Here is a 21,640-nt window from a genome sequence, read left to right as displayed (position 1 = left end):
TCAGTGGAAAAACAGAAACAGGGTCAGCAGATAAAGCACAATCAGTCGAATTAGCAGCTCATTGAACTGCCTGAACGTCACTGATTTACTGACCAGGCCACGGTAGGCCTGCACCAGTGCCCATGCGCTGAAAAGGAGAACGACGATGGCGAGCGTACCGAGGATCAAGAGGTTCAGTTGCCCGGGCGTGAGGCTGCTTCCGGTGCCCGCACTCCATCCATTTAGCTGAGAGCCATTCATCGCCATGAGGGCTCCTCAGCACGGTACTGCCCGGTGACTAAAGTGGATAAAGTGGAGGGTGCTGTTGGCTGCGCGCGCGACGGCTCGAGATAAGTGGATATGCCCTGCCTCATCGTTGAGATGTCACGGGTTGCCTGCTGATAGTCGAAATAAAAGCGAGCGTCCTGATTCTGATTGGCTACGACGCGGGCGCGATCAAGGCCAGCCTGAACCTGATCCAGCTGGCGCATCACGAGTGCCAGCTCATCTTTTTCTGACGCCTGGCAGGTCAGCACCGGCAGAACGGGCAATAACATTGCCAGGATGATTGTGGTGTGACGCATTTGCGACTCTCCCTAATAACTTGTCGTCGGGAGATTGACGCAAACAGGACATGCTGGCAGCAGGAAAATATTTATGAAGGTCAGAAAATTAAATGCCACAAAGTGAGCCGGTTAATACAGATGAACCTTCAAAAAAAAAGCCCGCGACATCAAGCGGGCTCCGGGGAATTCCCGAAACAGCTACTTCCTGGGCTATAGGTATTTTTTAAAGGACGCCGTGACGATGGCCAGAACACCGCCAAGAAATAATGCTGATGGCAGCAACAGGAGATTTGGCCAGACAGCAGTCGGCCAGGCCAGATACAACATGCAGGGGCCGTAAAGTGCGGGTTTAATAAAACGTTTGGCGTGATGGTAGACAAAGCTCGATTCATATCCAGCTCCGTAACGACGCAAATCTCGACGGACCAGCCCTTCAACTATGCCGGTGATAATCACCAGGCCGAACAGCGGCAGACTCAGGAAAAGGATCATCACCCTGATGAAGAAAATCAGAGTTACCCAGAGCGTAGCTTGCAGGTACTCCCCAAGCCAGCCGATTAGTGAGTCACCGAACCGGTTTATCGTTGGGATAACTCCAGTCCCCTTCTGACCAGTTTCCCTGAATGATTGAAGCCAATGGCTGAATCCGCTATCGACAAACAACCAGTTCCAGGCGGTATGTACCCACCGCGAAATCGTCTCAACCGGCGCTGCCATCAGTAAACTCCGCGTGTACCCTTCCGACAACCAGTGGCTTTCTGCAACCATCACCCGGTAGCTGTGTGAAGCACCTTCGTCAGGCCAGAGTAAGGCAATGCAGGCATATTCGATCAGCAGGCTAACCAGAAGCGACCCCAGCAGAATGCCAATTAAACTGACAGGCAAATCCCAGAGCAACATGCCGAATGGTCCGGATTGTTTCTGTCGGGATGGCGAACTGCGATTGGCAGTATCTCTGTCATGCTGAGACATTTTGCCCCCCCGAATATGCCGCATCACCGCCTGTCCACCAGGATTCTCCAGTTCGGTAATTCTGCTCCATGTTGTCAGCCAGCTGCTTCAGGCTCGCGGGCATGTAAGGATCGTCGTTATCAGCCGGCAACGGCATCCTGATTTTCCACAGGCGCCCTCCTTCAAGCAGGGCAAATGCCTGCCCTTTCGGCAGGTTGATAACGTCTGAAGGGTTGAGCATCGGGACTTTAACCAGACTGACCTGGTCCTGAACGTTACTGTTAAAATCAGTACCCTCTCCCGGCCGGGATACGTCAGTGACACCCGATGTAAGGGTTTTCTGGTAGACGTCAACTTCCGGTAATTGGTCGGTCAGGAGCATGGCAGTGTTTTTTTCACGCACACGGAGCATTATCAATGAGTTGAAGTTCCCCACTACCTGATTCGCTTTAGCACTGCTGCCTATACGGGCCTCGATGTCCGAAAGAGTCTGCGTGTATGCAGTCACCTGGAAGCCCGCACCACCCCCTTTGTTGATGAGAGGAATAAACTCATCACCCATTAACTCGTTAAACTCGTCACAGTGAAGATTTATCGCCACTTTCGAACTTTTTCTACCATCCTCATCACCGAGACCGAATTTATAGATGTGTCCACCTTCGGAAACGAGATCAGCGAACATGCTGTTGCCGACTGCTGCTGCGACAACAGGGTCGGATAGTGCATCGAGGCCGATATAAACCACGCCGCGCGATTTTATAATGTTATGCCAGTCCAGGATCGGTCTCGGATCGTTCAGGTCCGTATAGTCAGGTGCCAGCAATGCGGCCGTTTTACCAGTTGTAAGCTTTTCAAGCAGCGGCAGCAGTGACGCAACAATTTTGTCGAAATACGTTCGATCATATTGCACAGCGCTACGTAGCCCATCCAGCACCGGGTCCCACAGTTTTTTTCCTTCTTCGCTGGCCAGTACCTGCTCAATAGCCCAGATATTCATGCCATTAGGCCTGCCCTGCATGTGACGCGGCAGATCCTTCTCGCTTATACCGCTACCTAACAGCGCTTCGACTGTACTCAGCAACTGTGGTGCCTTTTCACTCAGCATATTCTCAACATAGGTTTCGTACAGTTCACCTATGTTTGTCACGTAACGCAGTATGAGACCGTAATCAGGACGCTGGCCAAGTGCGACCAGCGCACGGGTAATAATATTGACAAATCGCCAGGCAAATTCCCGAAATGCAGCAGAATTGCCCTCTCCGGAGAGCTGTCCTGCAACTCGTGATGCTACTTCCGAGATACGGCTGAACCGTCCAACGGCATTGTAGCGAGCGCTTATATCTGGCCATCCGAGGTGGAACACCCAGAAGTTATCCTGACGACCAGCACGGTGTGCCTCGGCATACATTCGCCTCAACAGATCGGCATCTCCTTTCGGGTCAAACACGATGACAACTTCATGCTCGCCTGCAGCGTTTTTACGGCGAATATCCTGTGTGATAATTAACTCAGCAAGCCGGGTTTTACCGACTCGTGTGGTGCCGATAACCAGTGTATGCCCTACACGTTCTCCGAGATCATAGGTGACCGTAGTTTCATCCAGTTCCACACCATGGTAAATGGGGCTTCCTCCTACAGGAGGCAACGGGCGAAACGGGTTGAGCGCCGAATCAGTTCGTGTCAGCCTGCACAACCACGGCAAGCTGTACTCCATCTTTTTTTCCAGATCGCGTGCCAGGCGATAAATAACAGAAGGTTGTACGTAGACCTCACACTCCGGACGCCTCGCTTCCAGAAGACGCTGCGTATGGCGGGGAGACCACTGGAAGCCCTTGCCAAGGAACAAGTGCCGCTGGCTGACGGGGATCTGCTCGCTGGTCAGTACATATCGGGGCAAACGGCGAATGTTTTGGCGGTAACGGAGTATTTTCATCCCCTCAGATGTACGCTTCAGCGCCAGTACACCAAACCCCGCGGCGGTCACCCAACTGACCGATGGTGCGAGCGCGACAGCCCAGGGGGCCGTAAGGCAAATAAAGGTTGCGCTACCCGCCGCCGCAGCGGAATACAGTTCAACCGCCGGGCGAAGGAGGGATTCCATCACGTACTTGTCGCTCATATAAAAGCCCTCCCCTGGAACAGAGCAAAAGTTTTATCATTGAGTTTGAGGAATAAATGAGCAGAATCTGTGGCCTTGTGGAATACGGCTAGAAATAAATAAAAGAAAAGAAATAACCCAAACATCAGCAAAGAAATCATTACAGACCGGAATATGAAAATCCGGAAAGAAACCAAAAGCCACACCGAACCAATAAACGGTAATGTTGATGTGGAAAAATTCATCTGTATTGCCTCTTTTTTAATGGCCGGAGAACATGTTCAACGGATTCACCAGACAGCAGTAGCAAAAGGGAAGACCCGCTTATGAGCAAAATTTCCGGGTAATCACTGAAATACTTAAAACTGATAAAACCTGTTCGTCCTGTGTGTACAAACAGACCTCTGCATTTTTCTTGTCGGACTAACTCACCAAACTGGCGGACATGTTCAGGACGAACAGCACTGGCAAATCGTTTAGCCTGGACAAGCCACCTTTCCTGACCAATCCAGAACTGACCATCAATACCACCATCACCGCTGTAACTCGGATTACGCCTGACCGGTATTCCTCGCCGCTCTATGGCGGTCAGAATCATCTCCTCGAAAACATAGGGATTAATCTTCCGTAAATATAAAACCTGCTGCCCCGCTTTCAGCTCAGGCAGTTTTAGCAACACCCTGTTAGCCGTCTGTCGATTACGCTGATGTCTGCGGACACGGGCACTTCTTGTATTACACCGCAGCCAAAAAGCTGTGAGTGAAATGAAAGCCAATAATATGAAAACCACTGTGGTCATTGCGCTAATCCATCAGCGGTAATCAGGACAGGGTAATGCGTCAGTTTCAATCGCTGTGCCAAATCACCGCCGCGAACAGGGACCATCTCAGTACCTGGCAAGAGTCCTCTAAGCGTATTGAGCGCACTTTCAGTCGTAACATTCACTACCATTCCTGTGGCGCCCATCCCTTTCAGTTCAGCACCACGCTGCCGCAGCCAGGCTCGGGAAATATCATCATCGCCAATCACAAAAACAGGGGGCAAACCGGGTAACTGCAGAGGGCGAGACGTCACCTTTCCGGGTGTCATTTCCGGTGTATTAACGGGCAACATATCGGAAATAGACAGCGATGACGGTGGTTCAGGCAAGGAAGAAACATCGGACAAATGCGACTCCTCACCTGAATTAATCGCCTCGAATAATGGTCTGGTTGACTCCCCGCCCAGATCCCCGACCACTGTCAGCGAAGCAAAACAACTAAACGCTGCTGTAAGCAGTGATACACAAAAGATGCCATTGAAATATTTATCGATATTTTTTTTCATTGAGGTTCAACCCAGGTTAATGAGTGACTGGCCAGAGCAACCGGCCCCCCTTCAGGGACCTTAATATCAGGTGCGATCTGACTTAGCTTGCGGCGTACGATAGCCATATATTTTGCTGCCGGCTTACCACCGGCCGGGTGGTGATAACAGCCAGCAGCTTTAATCCAGCTTCCAGGCTGAGCGTCATAGCAGGCACGGAGAATTCGGGCCGCTGCACGAAGATTTGTGTAGGGATCAAAAGCATCACGAAAGGATGGGAAAAGATGCCCGTTCCACCCAAGATTGACCTGAGCTACACCGACATCGATACGCTTGAGAGGGTAGCGCTGCATAAATCCAAGAAGTGCCGCAAAGGCCTCCTCGCGGGTTTCAAAGTGGTATCCTTTCCCTGCTACATTAATAGTCCAGGGCCATGGTTTAGACCCCCATGCGGTTTTACGGGTGCTTTCGGCCATCGCCAGCGAGTAAAGCGATTCTGCCGGAACGCGCTCGGCAGCAGCAATGACCCGATAAGCCTGCGGAACTACCTGAACACTGCTATTTACATTCACGACCGCCAGGCAACCAGTGCTGACAAACCATAAACAGCAAGCCAGTTTCAGAATGCGGCAATTTGCCATCCCTCTTCTCCCTGCTGCAAAATAACTGGCATCTGACCTTGCCCATAGCGCTGCCACAAACCGCGATCATGATTTAGGGTAATTTGCCGATTACGCACTTTTTCGACTGGTATGCCATGGCTTATTGCCCATGATCTGATTTTTTCGTCGCTCACGTCATTTCCGACAAGGTAAATATCTACCGGTCTGTTGTCGGCGATAACAGCAGCAAGCCGGGCATCACAGCGTGAACATGACTCTTTGACAAATAACGCCAGTCTTCCTTGTGTGTCATGAGCGATACCCGCGGCATTCCCCATATTCACGGCCAATGTTTCAGGATAAAGACGAAGCCAGGCAGCATTTATTTCACGTTGAAATGCGAGTTCTTTCTCGGTACGGGCGTATTCGTGTTTTACCCACAATTCAGCCAGCCGACGGCGATCAGATGAATTGTCTGTCTCGACGCCCAGGGCAGTGAGAGGATCAAGACCAGGGGACATAATTCCTCTGGCTCCTTTCATCAACGACTGATAGCGACTCCAGTCCTCATCTGAAAGCCCCCATTGTTGACCCTGCTGCTGCGTCTGAACCTGGTTTGTTGATGATGCCTGCAGGGATGTCTGCTGACTCCGATTCGATGAGGTGGTAACTGTTGATGCCGCTACACACAGCGGCAAGGAAAGGACACCTGCCATCATAATTCTTCTCATCTGATGCTTCATATGCCTGGTCTCTTATTGAACCTGTAAACTCTGTTGGGCACCGTTCACGCTGAAAACAGCGGTACCACTGTCCTGGATAGAACGAAGCGTCCACCCAAGCATCCCGTCTCCCGGTGAAAGCAACCGCATATCTGATATTTGGGAATTTCCGCGGGGGATGACGACGGCGAACATCTGCCCGCCGCGCCGCTCAATGCCGGTCAGTACAAACGGTGCTTCAACAGCTGCGCGCCTGACTGACCGCTCAGGCTTTTTTACGATCTGGCCTGTCCCGGATTTTGAAGATGTTTTGCTCTTAGTGACTGGTTGCTGGTTCTGCTTCGATTCTTTCTGAGAAGTGTTGCTTTCAGCTTTGCTCAGCCCGGCAACTCGCCCTTCAACCTGTGATAACCGTGAGGTAATGTCATCAATACGTTCAGAATATTCGTCTATCGCGGTACGCCGCGCCTGAGCTTCTGAGGAAAGTTTGTTAATGCTTCCTGTTAATTTTGAATGTTCCCTCTGGAAATCAGCTAACTGGTTTTGTACTGATTCAAGCCCTGATGAGACAGACTCGAGCTGCTTCTCGTGTTTCCGGCTTTGAGCTTCGAGCGAAGTAACCGAACCAGACAACTGGCTCATCTGACCGCTGCGAAAAGCGGCATCCAGGGAGTTCACCCGAATACTCAGGTCAGAGATTTGCTGTGCCATGATCACAATCGTGGCCACAGAACCAACAAGAGAAACAATGAGGAATCCCAGTCCTCCAATCCGGACTATTTTTTTCAGGTTAATGGGAACCAACCGGCGAGTCTCTATCTCAGCAGGTTCAACTTGCGAAGAAGTAACCTCCTGATTTTCTGGTATAACTTCTTCCTGGATGACTTGACTGACTGACATTTCAAAATCCTTATAGCTGCGCAGAACAGCCATAAGGTGCAAAAAACGCCATTCTATGGCGATGATTAACTCATCAGCCATTTCTGAAGTTTTTTTGGAGAGATTACCTGGCAAGGATGGGATTATCTGGAAAAGCCACTTTCATAACAGCGCAGCCAAAAACGTCCTTGTTTATGATGTGTTTGAATCCAGGGGTTCACAGAATTTCAGAGCGGATTAATAAGCACACGAGTTGAGTCATTGGCTTTGATATTGCCTGGTGGGGGGAGTCGTTCTCCAGAACGAGCAGCAAGAGCCTGAATTCTGAGAAGCTCAAAAGAGGCTTTCTGGATAACGTCTTCCTTTGTTTGCGCTTCAAGTGAAGGATGTTCAAGATCAGGGAAGCGTAAAACAATACCGTTATTGCTGCTCTCAAGTTCAGCAGGATACGGAACAAAGATCGCCGCCAGTTTCTGCGCCTGTCGTTTACGTATATCGAGTTTACTAACCAGCTGCGTCGCACGAAGGTGGGTATAGCGTTTTAGCATCGTCAGGCTCTTGTGTCCTGATATTGCTGCAATTTCCATAACATTCAGTGTTCCGAGCTCAAAGAGACGGCTTATAGCTTCATGTCGTAGATCATGAAAATGCAAATCGACAATGCCTAAAGCCTGTATAACTTCTCGCCAGGCGCTTTTAAACCCATTTGATGTATAACTGAAAACAGGTCCGGAAAGAGGTCCGGAATACTCTCTTAACACCTTTCTGGCTTTAAACGACAACGGAACATCCCGGACGCTCCCATTTTTAGTGAGAGGCAAATGAGCGATGCCAATGTGCAGGTCGATATTCTCCCAGCGAAGTGAGAGGATCTCCCCCTGACGCATAGCCGTTTCAAGGGCCAAATGAAAAATGGCTGCCAACTCGATATTTCGTTTTGCCAGCGCCCTGCCAATCTTTCGCTCCTCCTGAGATGTCAACCTTCGGGTTCGCCCTTTTGAGGCCGGTGGTTTTCGTACATGCTCAACAGGGTTATGAGTACATGTTCCCCATTCAATTCGAGCAAGGTTATAAAGGGCAGATAGCAACGCAAGTTCAAGTCGGACACTTGCGGGGCTATTAGTTCGCCCCGTTTTACCACTTACCTCAGAAAGTCGCTGATCACGATATTCTGCGATATCAACCGAAGTAATCTCATGCATGTATCGCCTGGCAATAGCTGAACGTTTTATAACATTTATCCGATAAAACTCCTGAAGATGACCACGCTTTTGCACAGATGCACAACCGTAATATTTATCAAGAGCCACTCCCAGCTCCATTTTCTTAATTCGCCGTCTGAGTTGCATCGCATATTCCTAAAAAAATTAGGAATATAACACATGCTACTGTCAATCCGGTGTGTGGAAACAAGGTGGTATCACATGGCGAGTAGGCGCAACCTTTCAGGTATGGCCCGGGCAATCGGCAAATCTTGGAAGATACAAACTTTGCATTAATACATACCGAATCGACGGTAAAGAAATGGCACTCACACAGCTAATTCCAACAGATGAACCTGATTCAAATGGAAACATGAATTGGTACGCTTACAATGCAACGCAATACGCATCTTATTACATGGGAATCCACTGCTTCATTTGACCTTGCCAATCAGGTGTGTGGCAAAGCGCTAGTCTTGGGGCAGCTGTGGTTGTTTATGGTAATAGCGCCTTATGCCAGTGGCAGGACTGGCCAAATCATCTTATCCCGATTGCACGCCAACTTACGTTGTTACTGCGACTGGCATCTTTGTTTTTTACGCAGACCCGAAACTGGCTTTGATTGATAACAGTAAAGTAAGCAGAACTTACCCCTGCATTAGACAGTGAACTAAGATCAACAACACTCCCGGTTAGAGATAATACCAGGTTAACACTAACGGGGAACCCCGAATTAACACAGCTATCATCGCCAATACCATATACAGTCCCGTACATTTCAACGTGCGTACCGTAGTCAATGTACCCTGGATAAACTGTTGAACCAGAGGAGCTACGCCACACACCGGATTGACAGTCGTCGGTCACAGCTACGAACTTCCGTTTGTCAGTAGTTAGTCCAAGCAGCTTATATAGCATGTCTGTGTACTTGACCCGTTATAGCCAACCATATCCAGCTTCCAATTAACACTGCCTGATTGAGAGGAATAAACCCGACATGTACCATTGTCCCCTGCACTTTGAAAACCTGAAATCATGCAGAACTTATGCGTACCAGGTATCGAATAAGTAACACCACGAGTTGATGTCGTGGAGAAACCACCTATATCAATATATTGACTTTTATCAGGAGCTTTCCACGCACCGGATTGACAGGAAAGTATGGCTCCAGTGGCGTCACGGCTTACAAGGCCGTTTGGTGAACAAACTGCGCCAGCAGTATTGACTCCGTCGAGCTGCAAAACTTCTCCTGTAGAAAGTCTTCCATCAGCCCGCACACTTCCGCCTCGAACCTGACCGCTTGTATAAATATTCTTATTATTTATGACTCGTACCCAGTCATTATCTGACATATAAAAACCGCCGCCATACGTTTCATTTAACCATCCCTTACTCCCTCGAGTTATAAACCAGCCATTATTTGAACGTATGTCGTTGTTAGCCGTTATTGTATTTCCTGCGGTGACGTTTGAACCGGCAGTAACATTCTGTCCTGTAACAGTTCCATTCGCAGTTATATTTCCGGTGGCCGCCACATTGCCACTGAAATTACCCGTTACGGCATTAATCGTGCCTGTGTTATTAAGATTGTTACCTCCCATATCAATGCTGGTATGCATCGTGTTGAGGTCTGGCTTGCCGGTTACCGAAAAACGATAAAGACGATCATTTTCACCGCGAGCAGCGCCCAGTTCATCTGTGGTCAGTAAAGCCGCAATATGCCCCTGAGTTGTGCTTATCCCAAACTGAGAAAGAGGTAGAGTCCAGCTGCCCATGGCGCCGGTAGCAGTTCCCGACGTCCAGATATAGCCGCCCATACCCGAGGTGATATCCATTGATATCTGGCGCAGTGCGAGAAAAGGCAGTGCCGCACCGTTTTGTGTGTAAACCAGCGCCTGCAGTTGATCTGTATTGGTGGCATTACGAACAACTGCAGCCAGGTAAGCCTGTCCGTCTACGGTCGTCTCGCTGAACCCCTGCTCCAGAAATCCGGTGTTTTTCAGCATAGTGGGAGTAACCGTAACCGGGATCGTGGTGGTGGCAGTTGAAAGCAAAGTATCGTAATAACGGCCCGTATAGCTCTTCACAGCCTGTGTAAAGCGAGAAACCTGTGACGCAGTATTCAGCCAGGTCCTTTTTTGCATCCAGTCACTGATAAGCGTAAAGCCCCAGACGCTGACAACAAGGAGAATAATCAATGAAGCACCAGTGCTGAGGATAGCCCAGCCCCGGTCAGTCGTTTTATATGTGAACACAGGCATCACCATGTAATAAGCGGTTGATACAATTTAAACAGGGTCACAGAAATCGCGCCGGCGCACAGCCAGGGTCCCATCGGCCCTCCTTCAGTTATGCGACGAACAGATATCTGCCAGAGCACAAAGAGCACCACGCCGATCAGCAGAGCATAAAGCCCCTCTCGCCCTCCCAACCAGGCCGCAATAGCACCGGCCAACCAGACATCGCCCAGCCCCAGACACTCACGGGCATGAATCCTAAAGGTGACGTAACGCCAGACACCAAAAATCACCAGCGCAGTGGTAGCTGTCAGGAGGTGCCCTGTAAAGCCGGGAGCGATAAGAGCGGAAACAAGACCGGCAATAAGGCATCTTATTGTCAATTCCCGGGGCAGAAATCCTGTGAGCGCATCTGTAAGCGTCATCCTGAAAAGAAACAGGCAGAACAACAGAGACATCAGTCGCTCCAGTAGCGGCACAGGGGACAGCATCATGCCTGTTGCCGCTATTGCATAAAGCCAGATGAAGCCGGTGGATGCAGGTGCCAAAAAAGCAGCGGACCATTCCTGATCATCATCCAATATCATCAGGCTGAGACGAACCAGGCTCCTCATAAAACTGAATAAGCTGAGGCATAGAGGAAAAATGATAATGACAGTTGGCCAGGGCATACTCAGCGTCAGCAGTGTCACAGTTTTATTCCCCGTTCATTAAGTAAAAGCCGACGATAAATGGCATAAATCCGGTTGGCGTAGGACTCGCGAGTTTCATGCCGGTCCTTACGAAAACCTGCGTTATAAGAGCCAAGACAGCTCCAGCTTATGCCGCATACCTGAAAATGTTTCGCCAGTATCCATGTCCCAATCTGAACGTTGAGACACGGACGGTTCAGGAGGTCCTGTGAGCTGCGAATGTAACCCTGCGCTATCAGCGAAGGGATATGCGATGAATTGACCTGCATCAGTCCATAATCGGTACTGAGTGCCTGCCCGGTCTTTTTGTCACGATTAATATTTGTGACACCCGGTCGCAGGCTGCTTTCACCTATGGCTATTGCCTTAACCAGTAGCGGGTCAATGTGGTATTTAGCGCCCGCCGATTCAAAGCAGAATGCATCCACCCGTGGGCAAACCAAAATCAGCAGCAGAAAGGCGGACAGGCGCAGCATGTCATCAGCCGTTATGGGTGAAGACCAGTGTATTGTTACCTGTCATTCCGCTGTCTGATGAGCAGGATTTGCCTGCCTCTTCTGCACTGACCAGACCGTCACTGTAATCGGTACTATTAATGGTGATAGCACTGAATGCTCCACCGGAACCGAGTTGAGTAGTGATAGAGATGCAGTCTGCCTGCGGAACTTTCTGCGATGTAACTGAAAATCCATTGTTAAATCCATTCGATGCCACAGGTGCCAGAACGACCTGACCACCATAACCGTTCCACATCGTAGCGGTACCGGAACTGGCTGTTCCCTGGATAGTCCAGCCAGCCTTTGGTGCGCCCCCCTGCTGGATAAGCGTTCCCGTCATAGTTGTACCGCTCGTAAAGTTATATCCCCCCTGCGCCTGCTTAAGCTGCTGCGCGTTTGTCACGACGGTCTGGAGATTTGAAACCTCAACGGCAACGGACTTTTTCCCCCAAAGACTCCAGACCAGAGCACCAACCAGAGCCAGTACGATAATCGTCCCGATCGCAATGGTACCGTGTTCAAGAATGCCCCAGCCCCGGTCAGGCTGATGTTGGCGATGTGGTAATGTCTGAGCTGACATGGCGGTTCCTTAATGTAAGTTGAAAGTGTTCATGTCCTGAATCTGCATCACCATCGTCAGGATGAGTAAGAAGAAACTCATAATCAGAACGAGAGAAAAGAGTTTGGTGGCATTCGCCCGACGCGCGACGCGCGCGAGCGCCTGTTCCAGCCAGCGGTCCGCATAATTGGTGATGAGCGAAGCAGCACCATCCCCCTTATCCAGAAGAGAGAGATAGTTCACAGCCTCACGGCTCGGAAAATCATATCCGCTGTTACGCAGAGCTCTGCCAAGTGAATCGCCTTCACTCATGCACTCCATCGCGGCCTCGATGCGTTCCTGCAGCCAGGGCGGTGCAAAACCGTTAAGGATCTGCAAAGCTTTGAGTTCCTGGACACCCGAACCAAGAAGCGCGCCAATATTCATAAGGAATACAGCTCCCTGCAGGTCTTTATAAACAGACCATGGTAGTAACCAGTCAGCACAGCGCCTGAGACGGCCGCGCCAGCGGGGCAGCGACCAGAAAGACAGCAGCACAAGCCCTGCGGCTGTAGCGGCAGAAGCAACACCCCACTCGGAACTCCACTTCGCTACTCCATTCATAAACCCGAGTGCACCGGTCCAGCGAGCTGGATCGGACATTTTGCTCATGGTGGGAACAAGTGCGAGATTGTTGGCCAGAAGTAGCCCCGTACTCAGGATGGCAAGCGCGGCAGGAAATACAGAGGCAAAAATGACCTGCCCAAGAATTCGCCTACGGGCAACAATCAACTTATCAGCCTGCATCAGCGCGGCAGGAATATTACCGGTTTCCATCCCGGCGCTGATAAGCGCGGCCTCTTCATAAGGTGCCCAGGCAGCCAGAACATCCTGCAGCGCGCGGCCAGGACGGTTGTCGTTCACACCCTCGATGCAGTCCTGAACAAGTTCATAATAAGGATGCCAGCGCCTGCCAAAATCAGTATGTACATCGCCGATCATGGTCAGCGCGTCTTTCAGGGCCTTACGGTTTTCAAGAAGAAAGCGCAGCGTTTCGTAAAAGGGCTGGCGGTATTTTCCGGTAAAAGTGGCCCTGACAAGCCGGTAGCGAATCCTTTCAGGGATCGACATTTCCCGGGATGGATAAAAATGGCTGTCACTTTCCATCAGGCACCTCACAATCCATGATGTCATCCTCATCCAGCGGACAGATGAGATCGCCTTCCAGCGGATCAACGAGACCCTCTGCCAGATAACGCAACAGATGCATGCGGCGAGTAATCCCCCCCTGGTTTACCCAGTACTGTCTGGCAACTGAAGGCCCATGTGAAAGCCATAGTTGCATCAGGCGAGCATCTGTCCGGACAACTTCGGCAATTGCCGTTCGCCCAGTAACGCCACGACTGATAATGCGTCCGGTCAGTGGTACCGTTTTCCGGCAGTGTTCACATCCCTCATAGTTGCGGAAGAAGAGATTTTTCGGTTCACACAGGCCAGCGACAGAACAATATTTTTCGAGACGCGCGCGGGTTTCTTCATCAAGCTCAGGGGCTTTGACTTCCCACGGTACCCGGCAGTGTTCACACAACAGCGGCACCAGACGCTGGCCAATCAGGCCGGTGATGAGTGCAGCATCCGCCAGAAGGTGGCGATCAATACCGAAATGCTCCATACGACGCAGGGAACCGATAGGGCTCTGGGTGTGCAGGGTCGACAGCACCAGGTGGCCGGTTTCACTGGCGAAAATGGCGGCGAGAAGGGAATACAGGTCACGGATCTCACCGTTCAGGATGGCATCCGGATCGAGACGAAGTGCAGAGGCGTTTCCGTTACTCCAGGCGCGGCTGATGGCCTCCGGTGAATTGTCATCCGGCATAACAGGGGTCTGAATACCACCCGGAATACGCCCTTCGGGCGGGTTTTCCAGCGTGAGCAGGCGCTTTTTACCGCCGGTCAGTTTTAGCCAGATATCACTGAGCACGCGCAGCGTGGCGCTCTTCCCTGAACCAGTAGGCCCGGTCAGCAGCGTCATGCCTTCCGGCATACGCAGGATCTGCATGATGAGCTTAATCTGCTCCGGCAGAAAACCCAGTTGCGGTAGCGTCGGTATGTTGTCCCCGTCATCCGGGATCAGACGCATGACCACTATCAGCCCATCCGGAGTAGGACGGTGTTCGTAGCGCGCGCCATAAAGGCCGGCGCGGCGGGCGAACTTTGCATCGATGCGCCCTGACTGCTCACGACCGGCAAAGAATGACTGCTCGCGCACGTCGCACATGGAAAGATAAGATGTGGAGGCCAGCGTCATACCCTCCACATCTTTCACTTCATCCACCACCTCCAGCTCGCCGTGAATTCGCAGCTGAACGATGCAAATCTTGCGGTCACCGCTGATTTCCATATGTATATCAGAAGCATTAAAGTCGTTACCCAGCCTCATATAGCTGATGACCTTATCCTGCGACACACTGACGTCACGGTTACTTAGATCCGCCTCGCTCACGCCCTGGTTAAGCCCTCGGCCCTGACGTTCTGCCACTTCACGCCGCCGGTTCAGTTCGCTGAGAGTAACAAACTCAGTTTTTGCGTCAGACCATGTACGGGTGACATCCATAACCCAGCGTTGTATGCCAGGGTCTTTTCGCCGGTTGCCGTCGATGAGTAGCGTAACCCCACCGGATGGATGCTGCTCGGCAAAGACAAAATCCATGATTTCTTTATCAGGAGACATCATCACCTCAGAATGAAAGTTCAGAATTGTCGCTGAGGCGTACGATCGTGGACGTAACCTCCGTGACCCGCTTTGAGGTTCCGGGAAGCTGATCGCCTTTTGCTACTTCTGTGACTCCGCCATCCGGCAGAACAATGCGTGCACGCAACTGCGAGCCGCGACCGTAAATCTCCTGAAGGCGCACACCACCGGTCCGCTTTTCACTGGCAGCACTGGCAGTCTGTTGTGTAGGAGCTGGCTGCGCCATAAGCGGCATGGCAGGCTGGGCGGCAGTAGACAGATAATTCCTGTCAGTACTCTGTCCGGACTGGCTTTCGCGTAGCTGCTGCTCCAGACGCGCCGTCTGCACTTTCTGCTCCAGAATGAGGTTGCGCGCCTGAGCTGCTTCGAGTTCGCCAAGCGTAACGTTCGGCGGAAGCGCATCACTGGTTACGGTTGCCACTGCCTGCCCACAGAACAGAGCGGACAGCAGCAGGCCCGTTCCGGCGGGATTAATTCTGCGCATAAATGCTCCCCTTCATGGTGTAGTCGAACTGCCCCTGCGGGCTCATAGTGATTGACACGCTGTTCAGGCGGAGCCCGGTCGCATCAAAATCCTGCAGCAGACGTTCAGGCTGCAAACGAGAGCTGACAGTGAAAGTGAATTCGCGCCAGTCCTGTACGGGCATGGCTTTCTCTTGTCCTGGCGCGACCGCTGGCGGTTTCACTTCACTGAACTTGACTTCCAGGTTGCGGCGCTGCAGGTGCGAAATGAAACGCATCAGTTGGGCATCCGCGCCAGGCAAGGCCTCGTCGGTATACTCACTCACGCTGTATTTCCGGAAGGGAATGAATACGTCGCCGTTTTTACCTCCCTCCTGAAGGTTGAAAACAGCAGAATGCCCAAGAAGCACCCTTGCGCGGTGGGAGAAATCCTCCACCGTCGCACCAGGTGTGGCGAGGTAACGCAAGCGCAGGCCTTCAGGGACACATTCACCGTCCGTAAAGCGCCAGCCAGCCACCGAGGCGAAAAGTGGTTCGCGTGTCAGCCAGCAATTACCAAGTAAAAGCGAAACTGGTGGCTGAGAGGCCCACGGATGCGGCGCTCGGGCTGGCGCAGCTGGCTTATCAGCAGACATCGCCATTCGGGCGCGAAACTCTGCCATTGCAGCAGCCTGTTCCGCTTTTTGCTGAACGTCGTCGTACCAGTAAATTCCTGCTGCTGCCACGAGTGTAATAAGCGCAGCAGGCATAATGAGCGACATCGTCGTCAGGCGCTTACCCAGGCGGCAACGCTTCAGTTGAGAACGGTTCAGCCTGTCAGTGAGCGAGGTTGCATCACAATTATCATCTGCGGTTGCAGCACAGCGCAGACCCGGTGTATCAGCATCGTTAAAACGCAGGAAGTTTTCTGCTGCTGATTCTATCTTCGCGCGTGAACCGGTCACATCACCCATGACAGAAAGCTGCCCACCGCTGGCTGCAAAGAAAACCCAGAGATCTTCGTTGCGGCTGAGACGGTATATCCCCCATGTATTTCCCCCTTCAGACAGCAGGAATGCTACTGCAAGAGAGTAAGGGCTCCGTCGCACACGCCCGGGGGAAACGACCCCCATCATTGATGCGTTACGCCTGCCGGCAACTACTACATGCGTGTCAGGTGAGGCTTTTCCCCGGAATCGCGTTAACAGTGCGCTCCGCTGCTGCTCCCAATGAAGTCCTGCCATCCAGTCGCGACGGTGGTGGGTGACACGAATGCCGCTACGGAGTGAAGATTTTTTCTTTGATGACATGGATTACCTCAGCAGAACAGGGGTGATCATAATCACGAGCGTGTTACGACCGCGCGTACCGTTCTGGCCACCGCCCAGGATAAAGTTGTCGGGTGTGAATGTTCCCTGCTTGTTTGCAGAAAGGTTCTGTTGCTCAGATCCGGTTAATACCAGTGTCTGGCCTGAGCGCAGGTTAACTTTACGTGCCAGCCCCTGTGTCGAGGTATTCGGTATATCGTTACGGGTATTCCCGTCCCTACTGATAAATTTCTCTATCTGCGGTGGACTGGTATAGCTAAAAGCGAACTGCAGTTGCACGTCACCGTTTTCCTGGATGAACGGCAGCATGGTCATGAACAAACCGGTGGTGATTGTGGTTACGGTCTGTGAGGAAGTAACCCCGACGTTAGCTGTTGCAGTTGAACTGGAACTTGTCAGAACGCCCTGTTGGTTTGAGAGCTGATAAGCTACCGGCGTCAAATTTGCTGTTGGGTCGGTCTGGTTCAGCGCCATGCTGACGTTGCCCTGCTCGGAAAGCGCTTTAATCAGCAGGCTGGAGCCGGAAAATTTGGCGGCATTGCCTGTTGCCGTGTCGAGAATCGAAATGCCGGCACTGCCTGCTGAAGTCGAAGCATTGGCCATTGAACCGGTCAGAGTGGCGCCAAAATTGTGCAGGGATTTGTATACTAGCCCCCAGTCAAGACCCAGTTGCTCATTACGCGTCTGGTTGACGCTGACAATCTGTATGTTGAGCTGGACCTGCCTGCTTAGAACCTTATTCTGATACTCAATGTAACGACCAATACGCTCCAGAACGTCCGGTGTGTCAGTAACACTCAACGTGCCAGTAGCTGCTGAAAGCCAGAAACGACCAGATTTTGGCGTCAGCATCTGCTCGATGGTTTTACGAATGTCGTCGTACAGGTCGCTGTTCATGCCATAATCGGTCTTCTGATTAGAGCTAATGTCTCCGCTCGTCCCCCCCGATGTGCCGCCACCGCTGCCCAGCTGATTGCCAGAGCCGGAGTTAATTGATGCGCTACTGTTTACTTTCGTATTCAGGATAACGAGCTGAAAAGTGCGGGTATCCTGTCGATAAAAATAAACTCCGTTTCCGTCACTGCGCCATGACAGCCCGTACCCGCTGGCTTCGACATCGAGCAGATCACGAACATCTCCCTGGAATTTAAGGCCACGCATGAGCGCCGGTGATGGCTGAACGGAGACGGGCTGAGCTGACGTAGCCCCCATCTGTGCCAGGGGAACCCGACCATTGTCATCCGGCGCCGGCAGTTGACCACTCATCTGAGAAGTTACCACGCTGCCGGTACTCACGTTGCTCAGCGCAGCAAATGCATCTGGTGTGATGGAGACTCGTATACCACATAGCGCAGTGATGCGCTGTCCCAGCTCAGGCAGTGAAATGCCGTCAGGACGATTAATCGTTATCTGACAGGGAGGCAGATTCTTTTCGTCCGGAGTGGAGACCACCGGCGTGACTGGCTGCAGGTTTACCCAGGGCTTATCCATCCAGACAACAGATGGTTGTGATATGGACTGACGACTCTGCAACACTCGCTGAGCCGTATCGGCCTGCCCAACGGCTTCCTTGTCTATTTTGCTGATTTCATTCAGCGAACATGATGACAGCACAAACGCAGCGGTAAGTACTGTCAGGCAGAAAGGTATACGCGGCATCCGCAGCTCCCTGATTCTGTTAGTTAAGATAAACAATGCTGCCTTCCGACACACCAGACGGCAGAGACAGGTTCATATCAGTGCCATCCGCCATCCGCAGACGACCGCCGCTTACGGTCAGGGCAAGCGCAGAAGTCACTGAGCGGGCGCGCAACGCGGCATAAACACCGTCTGTTTCAGGTACCCAGATCCACAGGCGACCGTTTTGAATAATGCTTTTGATGCGACTGTCTGGTAACGGCACCATTCCAGTCAGTGCGGTTGATACGGGGCCATCTGTTATGGACCGCCCGTGACGCCAGTTATTTACGACATCAGCAGTCCGAAGCATGTCTGCTGCAAGCTGTTCAGGCTGAGTCTGCTGCAGCGCAAGCCGTACATGCTCTGATGAGTGGTGCTGTGCATCACCGGCTATCAAGATGATGACAAGACAAAGCGCGAAAACTGGCAGCGCATATCCCATATCATTTCCCGTCCTGAATCGGCTTATCGTCCACGAATACCAGGCACTGAAGACGATTTGGTGCTGCATAGAGGGGTTTTTCTGCAGGGCGATATAACCTAAACAGCTGCACGATAACCGACTCGAAATTACCGCGCAGCGTAAATGGTACATCGATGCGGTAGTTCACAGGCGTTGGCCAGATAACTACCCAGGTAGGACTACTGCCACTCTCACAGCGAACCGATGTAGCCCATTGGATCAGAGTCTCTTTTAACGTAGTGCCTGCCTGCGCGGTCCAGGCCTGTCCGTCTGGTAACGAGGAAAGCATTGCTCCCGGAGTGAAAACAGTTTTTCCGCTGACCGGAGCAGTAGGAGAGATGACAGTGGAAGGTGGATTACTGTTCTGAACCGTTCCACCTGGTTTCACTGCACCAGATGGAGTTAAAGGCACACCAAGAGCAGCTTTATTCAGAGGTGTTGACGCAACTGACAATGCTGACGGCGCAGGCGCAGGAGCCAACTCTGTTGATGGTTTTACCTTGCCAGATGTTAACTTAGCTGCGGGACCTGCCTGTGTTTTCTGCACCGGAACCGTAGATTTTTCCCCAGGCTCGCTGGCAGAGAACGGGTTACGAGGTGTTTTTGCTGTCGTTGCAACAGATAAAGGGGAAACAGCTTGAGAGGTAACTTTTGGTGTCCCTGGTGACAAAATGGAACTTTCTGGCCGAGCCGGAGGCAACGGATAGCTATTATTTCCAGTACCAGAAATTCCCTTAGAACCGTTAAGTAGTGTGCCTGTAGAAGCAGATTTCCCTGTTCCATGACTTGCTACACTCGCCTGCAAGGGACCTGTTGTTGAGAGGGCAAGATGTCGATATTCATCACGCAGAACAAAACAAATTTCTCGATTCAGGTCATCTACGCGCATACGCCAGGCAGGCCCGGCCAGGATTTGTAAAGCATCTCCAAGCTTCACAGGTCCTATTGAACGCTGCACAGCCGGTAATGGTTTAACGAACAATTCAGAGAATACACCCGGTTCGCCTGAACACAGTGAATAACCTGATTCAAGCATCACGTATCGCATACCTTCCCCAATGGTATTCACCATCTGCAAAGGCATCCTGATATCGATAATCTGATTCAGTGGGTCACGCTGAGCATCTACAGGTCGCGTACTGGCAAGTGTGTAACGATCGTAACGAACAACTTCAGGGGAACGGTTTTGATAAAGATCCTGAACACGGGGAGAACCCTGAAGCCTACTCATGGGTTCAGAGCGAGAACTAAAGTCTGTGCAGCCAGCGGCAAGCAGACATAGCGTGATGGCCCCAAGCCGATAACGTGTCTGCAGGTTTATTTTTACCATCAGGAATCCCCAGGAGTTGTCCGAAACAAGTCGGATATTCTGGCGGGGATGCCTTTTCGGACAATGCAAAACTATTACTGCGAACTGAAGAAAATTTCCTCGGTGGGGCAACCGCGAAAGACCAGGATAACCAGTTCCAAGGGCTTTCACCGTTTTCGGACACAGGGAAAGGAGCTACACGAGGCCGATTAATCCAGCCAATTGGCAATACTTTTAAAAGAAAAGCGCCGGAAAATCCGGCGCCTTAGTCTGCAACTTTGTGATTATCAGGCTACGCGATGTGGAACATGGGTCACGTCACCACGGCCAGCGAGCAAGCCATCGACTGAGATATCCTCATCGAGATTATCCCAGTGAATACCACGTTTACTCAGTTCATAGTCATTACGTTCTTTGTCTGTGGCATTCAGCAGACGAGGAAACCAGGCGATTGGTACGCCCATCACCCTGCCATCGTTTAATTCGACCCACATGGTGGTCTCATCAAATCGTACATTTTTAGCTGAAATAGTCATTCCAGGCCTCCACAAACATCGTCTGGTTATGTTGAACCATCTTAGTCAACTCTTTAAGAGTCCGGGCATCGAAGCCATCGTTCCTGCTCAGTTTAACTTCATCTTCAAGCCAGAATTTCGCTTCACCATCAGCGTTACGGACATGAATATGAGCGGGTTCTAGAGGATTTCCCTCGTTCGAGTAAAAGAAAAATTTGAATCCGTTAATTCTCAGTATAACTGGCATTAAAAAAGTACCCCGCTCCTGCCAAGATTATCTTGAATAAAAAAGCGCCAGTCAAACTGGCGCCTCTGTAAAATCCAATCAGGAAATGGCGTAGATCGCTTTTCGGCAGATCCCATAACCATGCCCCAGAAACGGTATGTCATCATCAAAATCCATCGGAGGTTCATTAGCAGGATTGTGTGGCGCAGCTGACTGCTGAGGCTGAGGCTGCTGAGGCTGCCCCCAACCACCTTGAGCTTGCCCAGGCTGCTGAGCATTACCGGTACCTGCTGGAGCATTACGACTACCCAGCATCTGCATCGTACCGTTCACGCCAACCACAACTTCTGTTGTCCAGCGTTCAACCCCGCCGTTATCAGTCCATTTGCGGGTCCGCAGATGGCCTTCAATGTATACCTGTGAACCTTTTTTCAGATATTCACCGGCTATTTCGGCGAGTTTGCCAAACAACACAACGCGATGCCACTCAGTGTTTTCCTTCATTTCACCGCTTTGTTTATCACGCCATGACTCCGACGTTGCAATACTGAACCCTGTAACAGCTGTGCTATTGGGCATATAACGTACTTCGGGGTCCTGACCGAGATGGCCAACGAGAATAACTTTGTTAATTCCGCGACTTGCCATGATGTAATCT

Annotated in this window: 24 protein-coding genes; all 24 read right to left on the bottom strand. The window is 51.4% G+C overall.

Going from position 1 to position 21,640, the window contains the following annotated elements; translation table 11 throughout:
- The 24 genes from ABVM99_RS07975 to ABVM99_RS07860 all read right to left on the bottom strand — a co-directional run bounded on the left by ABVM99_RS07975 (nucleotide 1) and on the right by ABVM99_RS07860 (nucleotide 21,630).
- Entirely contained in the window at nucleotides 1–246 is a 246-nt protein-coding gene (locus ABVM99_RS07975; protein WP_001251235.1) for a TIGR03758 family integrating conjugative element protein, read from the bottom strand.
- Nucleotides 237–563 (bottom strand): RAQPRD family integrative conjugative element protein, encoded by a 327-nt coding sequence (locus ABVM99_RS07970; protein ID WP_058799631.1) that lies wholly within the window; start codon nucleotides 561–563, stop codon nucleotides 237–239. Before ABVM99_RS07970 ends, ABVM99_RS07975 begins: the two co-directional genes overlap by 10 nt.
- 192 nt (nucleotides 564–755) lie before the next feature.
- Nucleotides 756–1,517, bottom strand: a complete 762-nt coding sequence (locus ABVM99_RS07965) for a TIGR03747 family integrating conjugative element membrane protein (RefSeq protein WP_058799632.1) — start codon at nucleotides 1,515–1,517, stop codon at nucleotides 756–758.
- Nucleotides 1,504–3,615: a type IV conjugative transfer system coupling protein TraD gene (gene traD, locus ABVM99_RS07960; RefSeq protein WP_058800542.1), complete on the bottom strand. Its 2,112-nt coding sequence runs from the start codon at nucleotides 3,613–3,615 to the stop codon at nucleotides 1,504–1,506. The genes ABVM99_RS07965 and traD overlap by 14 nt, the downstream gene beginning before the upstream one ends.
- A 220-nt stretch (nucleotides 3,616–3,835) precedes the next feature.
- Nucleotides 3,836–4,393 (bottom strand): restriction endonuclease, encoded by a 558-nt coding sequence (locus ABVM99_RS07955; RefSeq protein WP_000214485.1) that lies wholly within the window; start codon nucleotides 4,391–4,393, stop codon nucleotides 3,836–3,838.
- Nucleotides 4,390–4,920 (bottom strand): integrating conjugative element protein, encoded by a 531-nt coding sequence (locus ABVM99_RS07950; protein ID WP_032676576.1) that lies wholly within the window; start codon nucleotides 4,918–4,920, stop codon nucleotides 4,390–4,392. The genes ABVM99_RS07955 and ABVM99_RS07950 overlap by 4 nt, the downstream gene beginning before the upstream one ends.
- Complete coding sequence (locus ABVM99_RS07945) at nucleotides 4,917–5,540, bottom strand: transglycosylase SLT domain-containing protein (RefSeq protein ID WP_032676575.1); 624 nt, start codon at nucleotides 5,538–5,540, stop codon at nucleotides 4,917–4,919. The genes ABVM99_RS07950 and ABVM99_RS07945 overlap by 4 nt, the downstream gene beginning before the upstream one ends.
- Entirely contained in the window at nucleotides 5,519–6,232 is a 714-nt protein-coding gene (locus ABVM99_RS07940) for a TIGR03759 family integrating conjugative element protein (RefSeq protein ID WP_058799672.1), read from the bottom strand. Before ABVM99_RS07940 ends, ABVM99_RS07945 begins: the two co-directional genes overlap by 22 nt.
- A 24-nt stretch (nucleotides 6,233–6,256) precedes the next feature.
- A complete protein-coding gene (locus ABVM99_RS07935; RefSeq protein WP_058799634.1) occupies nucleotides 6,257–7,204 on the bottom strand; it encodes a hypothetical protein in 948 nt (315 codons plus the stop codon).
- A gap of 125 nt (nucleotides 7,205–7,329) precedes the next feature.
- On the bottom strand, nucleotides 7,330–8,451 hold the full coding sequence (locus ABVM99_RS07930; RefSeq protein ID WP_058799635.1) for a site-specific integrase: 1,122 nt from the start codon (nucleotides 8,449–8,451) through the stop codon (nucleotides 7,330–7,332).
- A gap of 746 nt (nucleotides 8,452–9,197) precedes the next feature.
- A complete protein-coding gene (pilV, locus tag ABVM99_RS07925) occupies nucleotides 9,198–10,565 on the bottom strand; it encodes a shufflon system plasmid conjugative transfer pilus tip adhesin PilV (RefSeq protein ID WP_223195316.1) in 1,368 nt (455 codons plus the stop codon).
- Nucleotides 10,565–11,233, bottom strand: a complete 669-nt coding sequence (locus tag ABVM99_RS07920; RefSeq protein ID WP_058799636.1) for an A24 family peptidase — start codon at nucleotides 11,231–11,233, stop codon at nucleotides 10,565–10,567. Before ABVM99_RS07920 ends, pilV begins: the two co-directional genes overlap by 1 nt.
- On the bottom strand, nucleotides 11,230–11,709 hold the full coding sequence (locus ABVM99_RS07915) for a lytic transglycosylase domain-containing protein (RefSeq protein ID WP_058799637.1): 480 nt from the start codon (nucleotides 11,707–11,709) through the stop codon (nucleotides 11,230–11,232). Before ABVM99_RS07915 ends, ABVM99_RS07920 begins: the two co-directional genes overlap by 4 nt.
- Before the next feature lie 4 nt (nucleotides 11,710–11,713).
- Nucleotides 11,714–12,310, bottom strand: a complete 597-nt coding sequence (locus ABVM99_RS07910; RefSeq protein WP_058799638.1) for a type 4 pilus major pilin — start codon at nucleotides 12,308–12,310, stop codon at nucleotides 11,714–11,716.
- Between the two features lie 9 nt (nucleotides 12,311–12,319).
- On the bottom strand, nucleotides 12,320–13,435 hold the full coding sequence (locus tag ABVM99_RS07905) for a type II secretion system F family protein (RefSeq protein ID WP_058799639.1): 1,116 nt from the start codon (nucleotides 13,433–13,435) through the stop codon (nucleotides 12,320–12,322).
- Entirely contained in the window at nucleotides 13,425–14,999 is a 1,575-nt protein-coding gene (locus tag ABVM99_RS07900; protein ID WP_058799640.1) for a GspE/PulE family protein, read from the bottom strand. The genes ABVM99_RS07905 and ABVM99_RS07900 overlap by 11 nt, the downstream gene beginning before the upstream one ends.
- 7 nt (nucleotides 15,000–15,006) lie before the next feature.
- Complete coding sequence (gene pilP, locus ABVM99_RS07895; protein WP_058799642.1) at nucleotides 15,007–15,504, bottom strand: type IV pilus biogenesis protein PilP; 498 nt, start codon at nucleotides 15,502–15,504, stop codon at nucleotides 15,007–15,009.
- Nucleotides 15,491–16,771, bottom strand: a complete 1,281-nt coding sequence (pilO2, locus tag ABVM99_RS07890; protein WP_072210498.1) for a type 4b pilus protein PilO2 — start codon at nucleotides 16,769–16,771, stop codon at nucleotides 15,491–15,493. The genes pilP and pilO2 overlap by 14 nt, the downstream gene beginning before the upstream one ends.
- Before the next feature lie 3 nt (nucleotides 16,772–16,774).
- On the bottom strand, nucleotides 16,775–18,448 hold the full coding sequence (locus tag ABVM99_RS07885) for a PilN family type IVB pilus formation outer membrane protein (RefSeq protein ID WP_058799645.1): 1,674 nt from the start codon (nucleotides 18,446–18,448) through the stop codon (nucleotides 16,775–16,777).
- A 19-nt stretch (nucleotides 18,449–18,467) separates the two neighbouring features.
- Nucleotides 18,468–18,911: a type IV pilus biogenesis protein PilM gene (gene pilM / locus ABVM99_RS07880; RefSeq protein ID WP_058799647.1), complete on the bottom strand. Its 444-nt coding sequence runs from the start codon at nucleotides 18,909–18,911 to the stop codon at nucleotides 18,468–18,470.
- A gap of 1 nt (nucleotide 18,912) precedes the next feature.
- The gene (locus ABVM99_RS07875) at nucleotides 18,913–20,262 is read right to left on the bottom strand and encodes a TcpQ domain-containing protein (protein ID WP_058799649.1); all 1,350 of its coding nucleotides are present in this window, start codon (nucleotides 20,260–20,262) and stop codon (nucleotides 18,913–18,915) included.
- A gap of 266 nt (nucleotides 20,263–20,528) precedes the next feature.
- The gene (locus ABVM99_RS07870) at nucleotides 20,529–20,777 is read right to left on the bottom strand and encodes a DUF2442 domain-containing protein (protein ID WP_000155614.1); all 249 of its coding nucleotides are present in this window, start codon (nucleotides 20,775–20,777) and stop codon (nucleotides 20,529–20,531) included.
- On the bottom strand, nucleotides 20,761–21,003 hold the full coding sequence (locus tag ABVM99_RS07865) for a DUF4160 domain-containing protein (protein ID WP_001144085.1): 243 nt from the start codon (nucleotides 21,001–21,003) through the stop codon (nucleotides 20,761–20,763). Before ABVM99_RS07865 ends, ABVM99_RS07870 begins: the two co-directional genes overlap by 17 nt.
- 78 nt (nucleotides 21,004–21,081) lie before the next feature.
- On the bottom strand, nucleotides 21,082–21,630 hold the full coding sequence (locus tag ABVM99_RS07860; protein WP_058799651.1) for a single-stranded DNA-binding protein: 549 nt from the start codon (nucleotides 21,628–21,630) through the stop codon (nucleotides 21,082–21,084).
- Between the last annotated feature and the right edge of the window lie 10 nt (nucleotides 21,631–21,640).

It is taken from the genome of Salmonella sp. SJTUF15591, from assembly GCF_043356435.1.
Classification (GTDB): Bacteria; Pseudomonadota; Gammaproteobacteria; order Enterobacterales; family Enterobacteriaceae; genus Salmonella; species Salmonella enterica.
The sequence above is the reverse complement of the archived record's forward strand: the minus strand, read 5'-3'. Positions and strand labels throughout refer to the sequence as shown.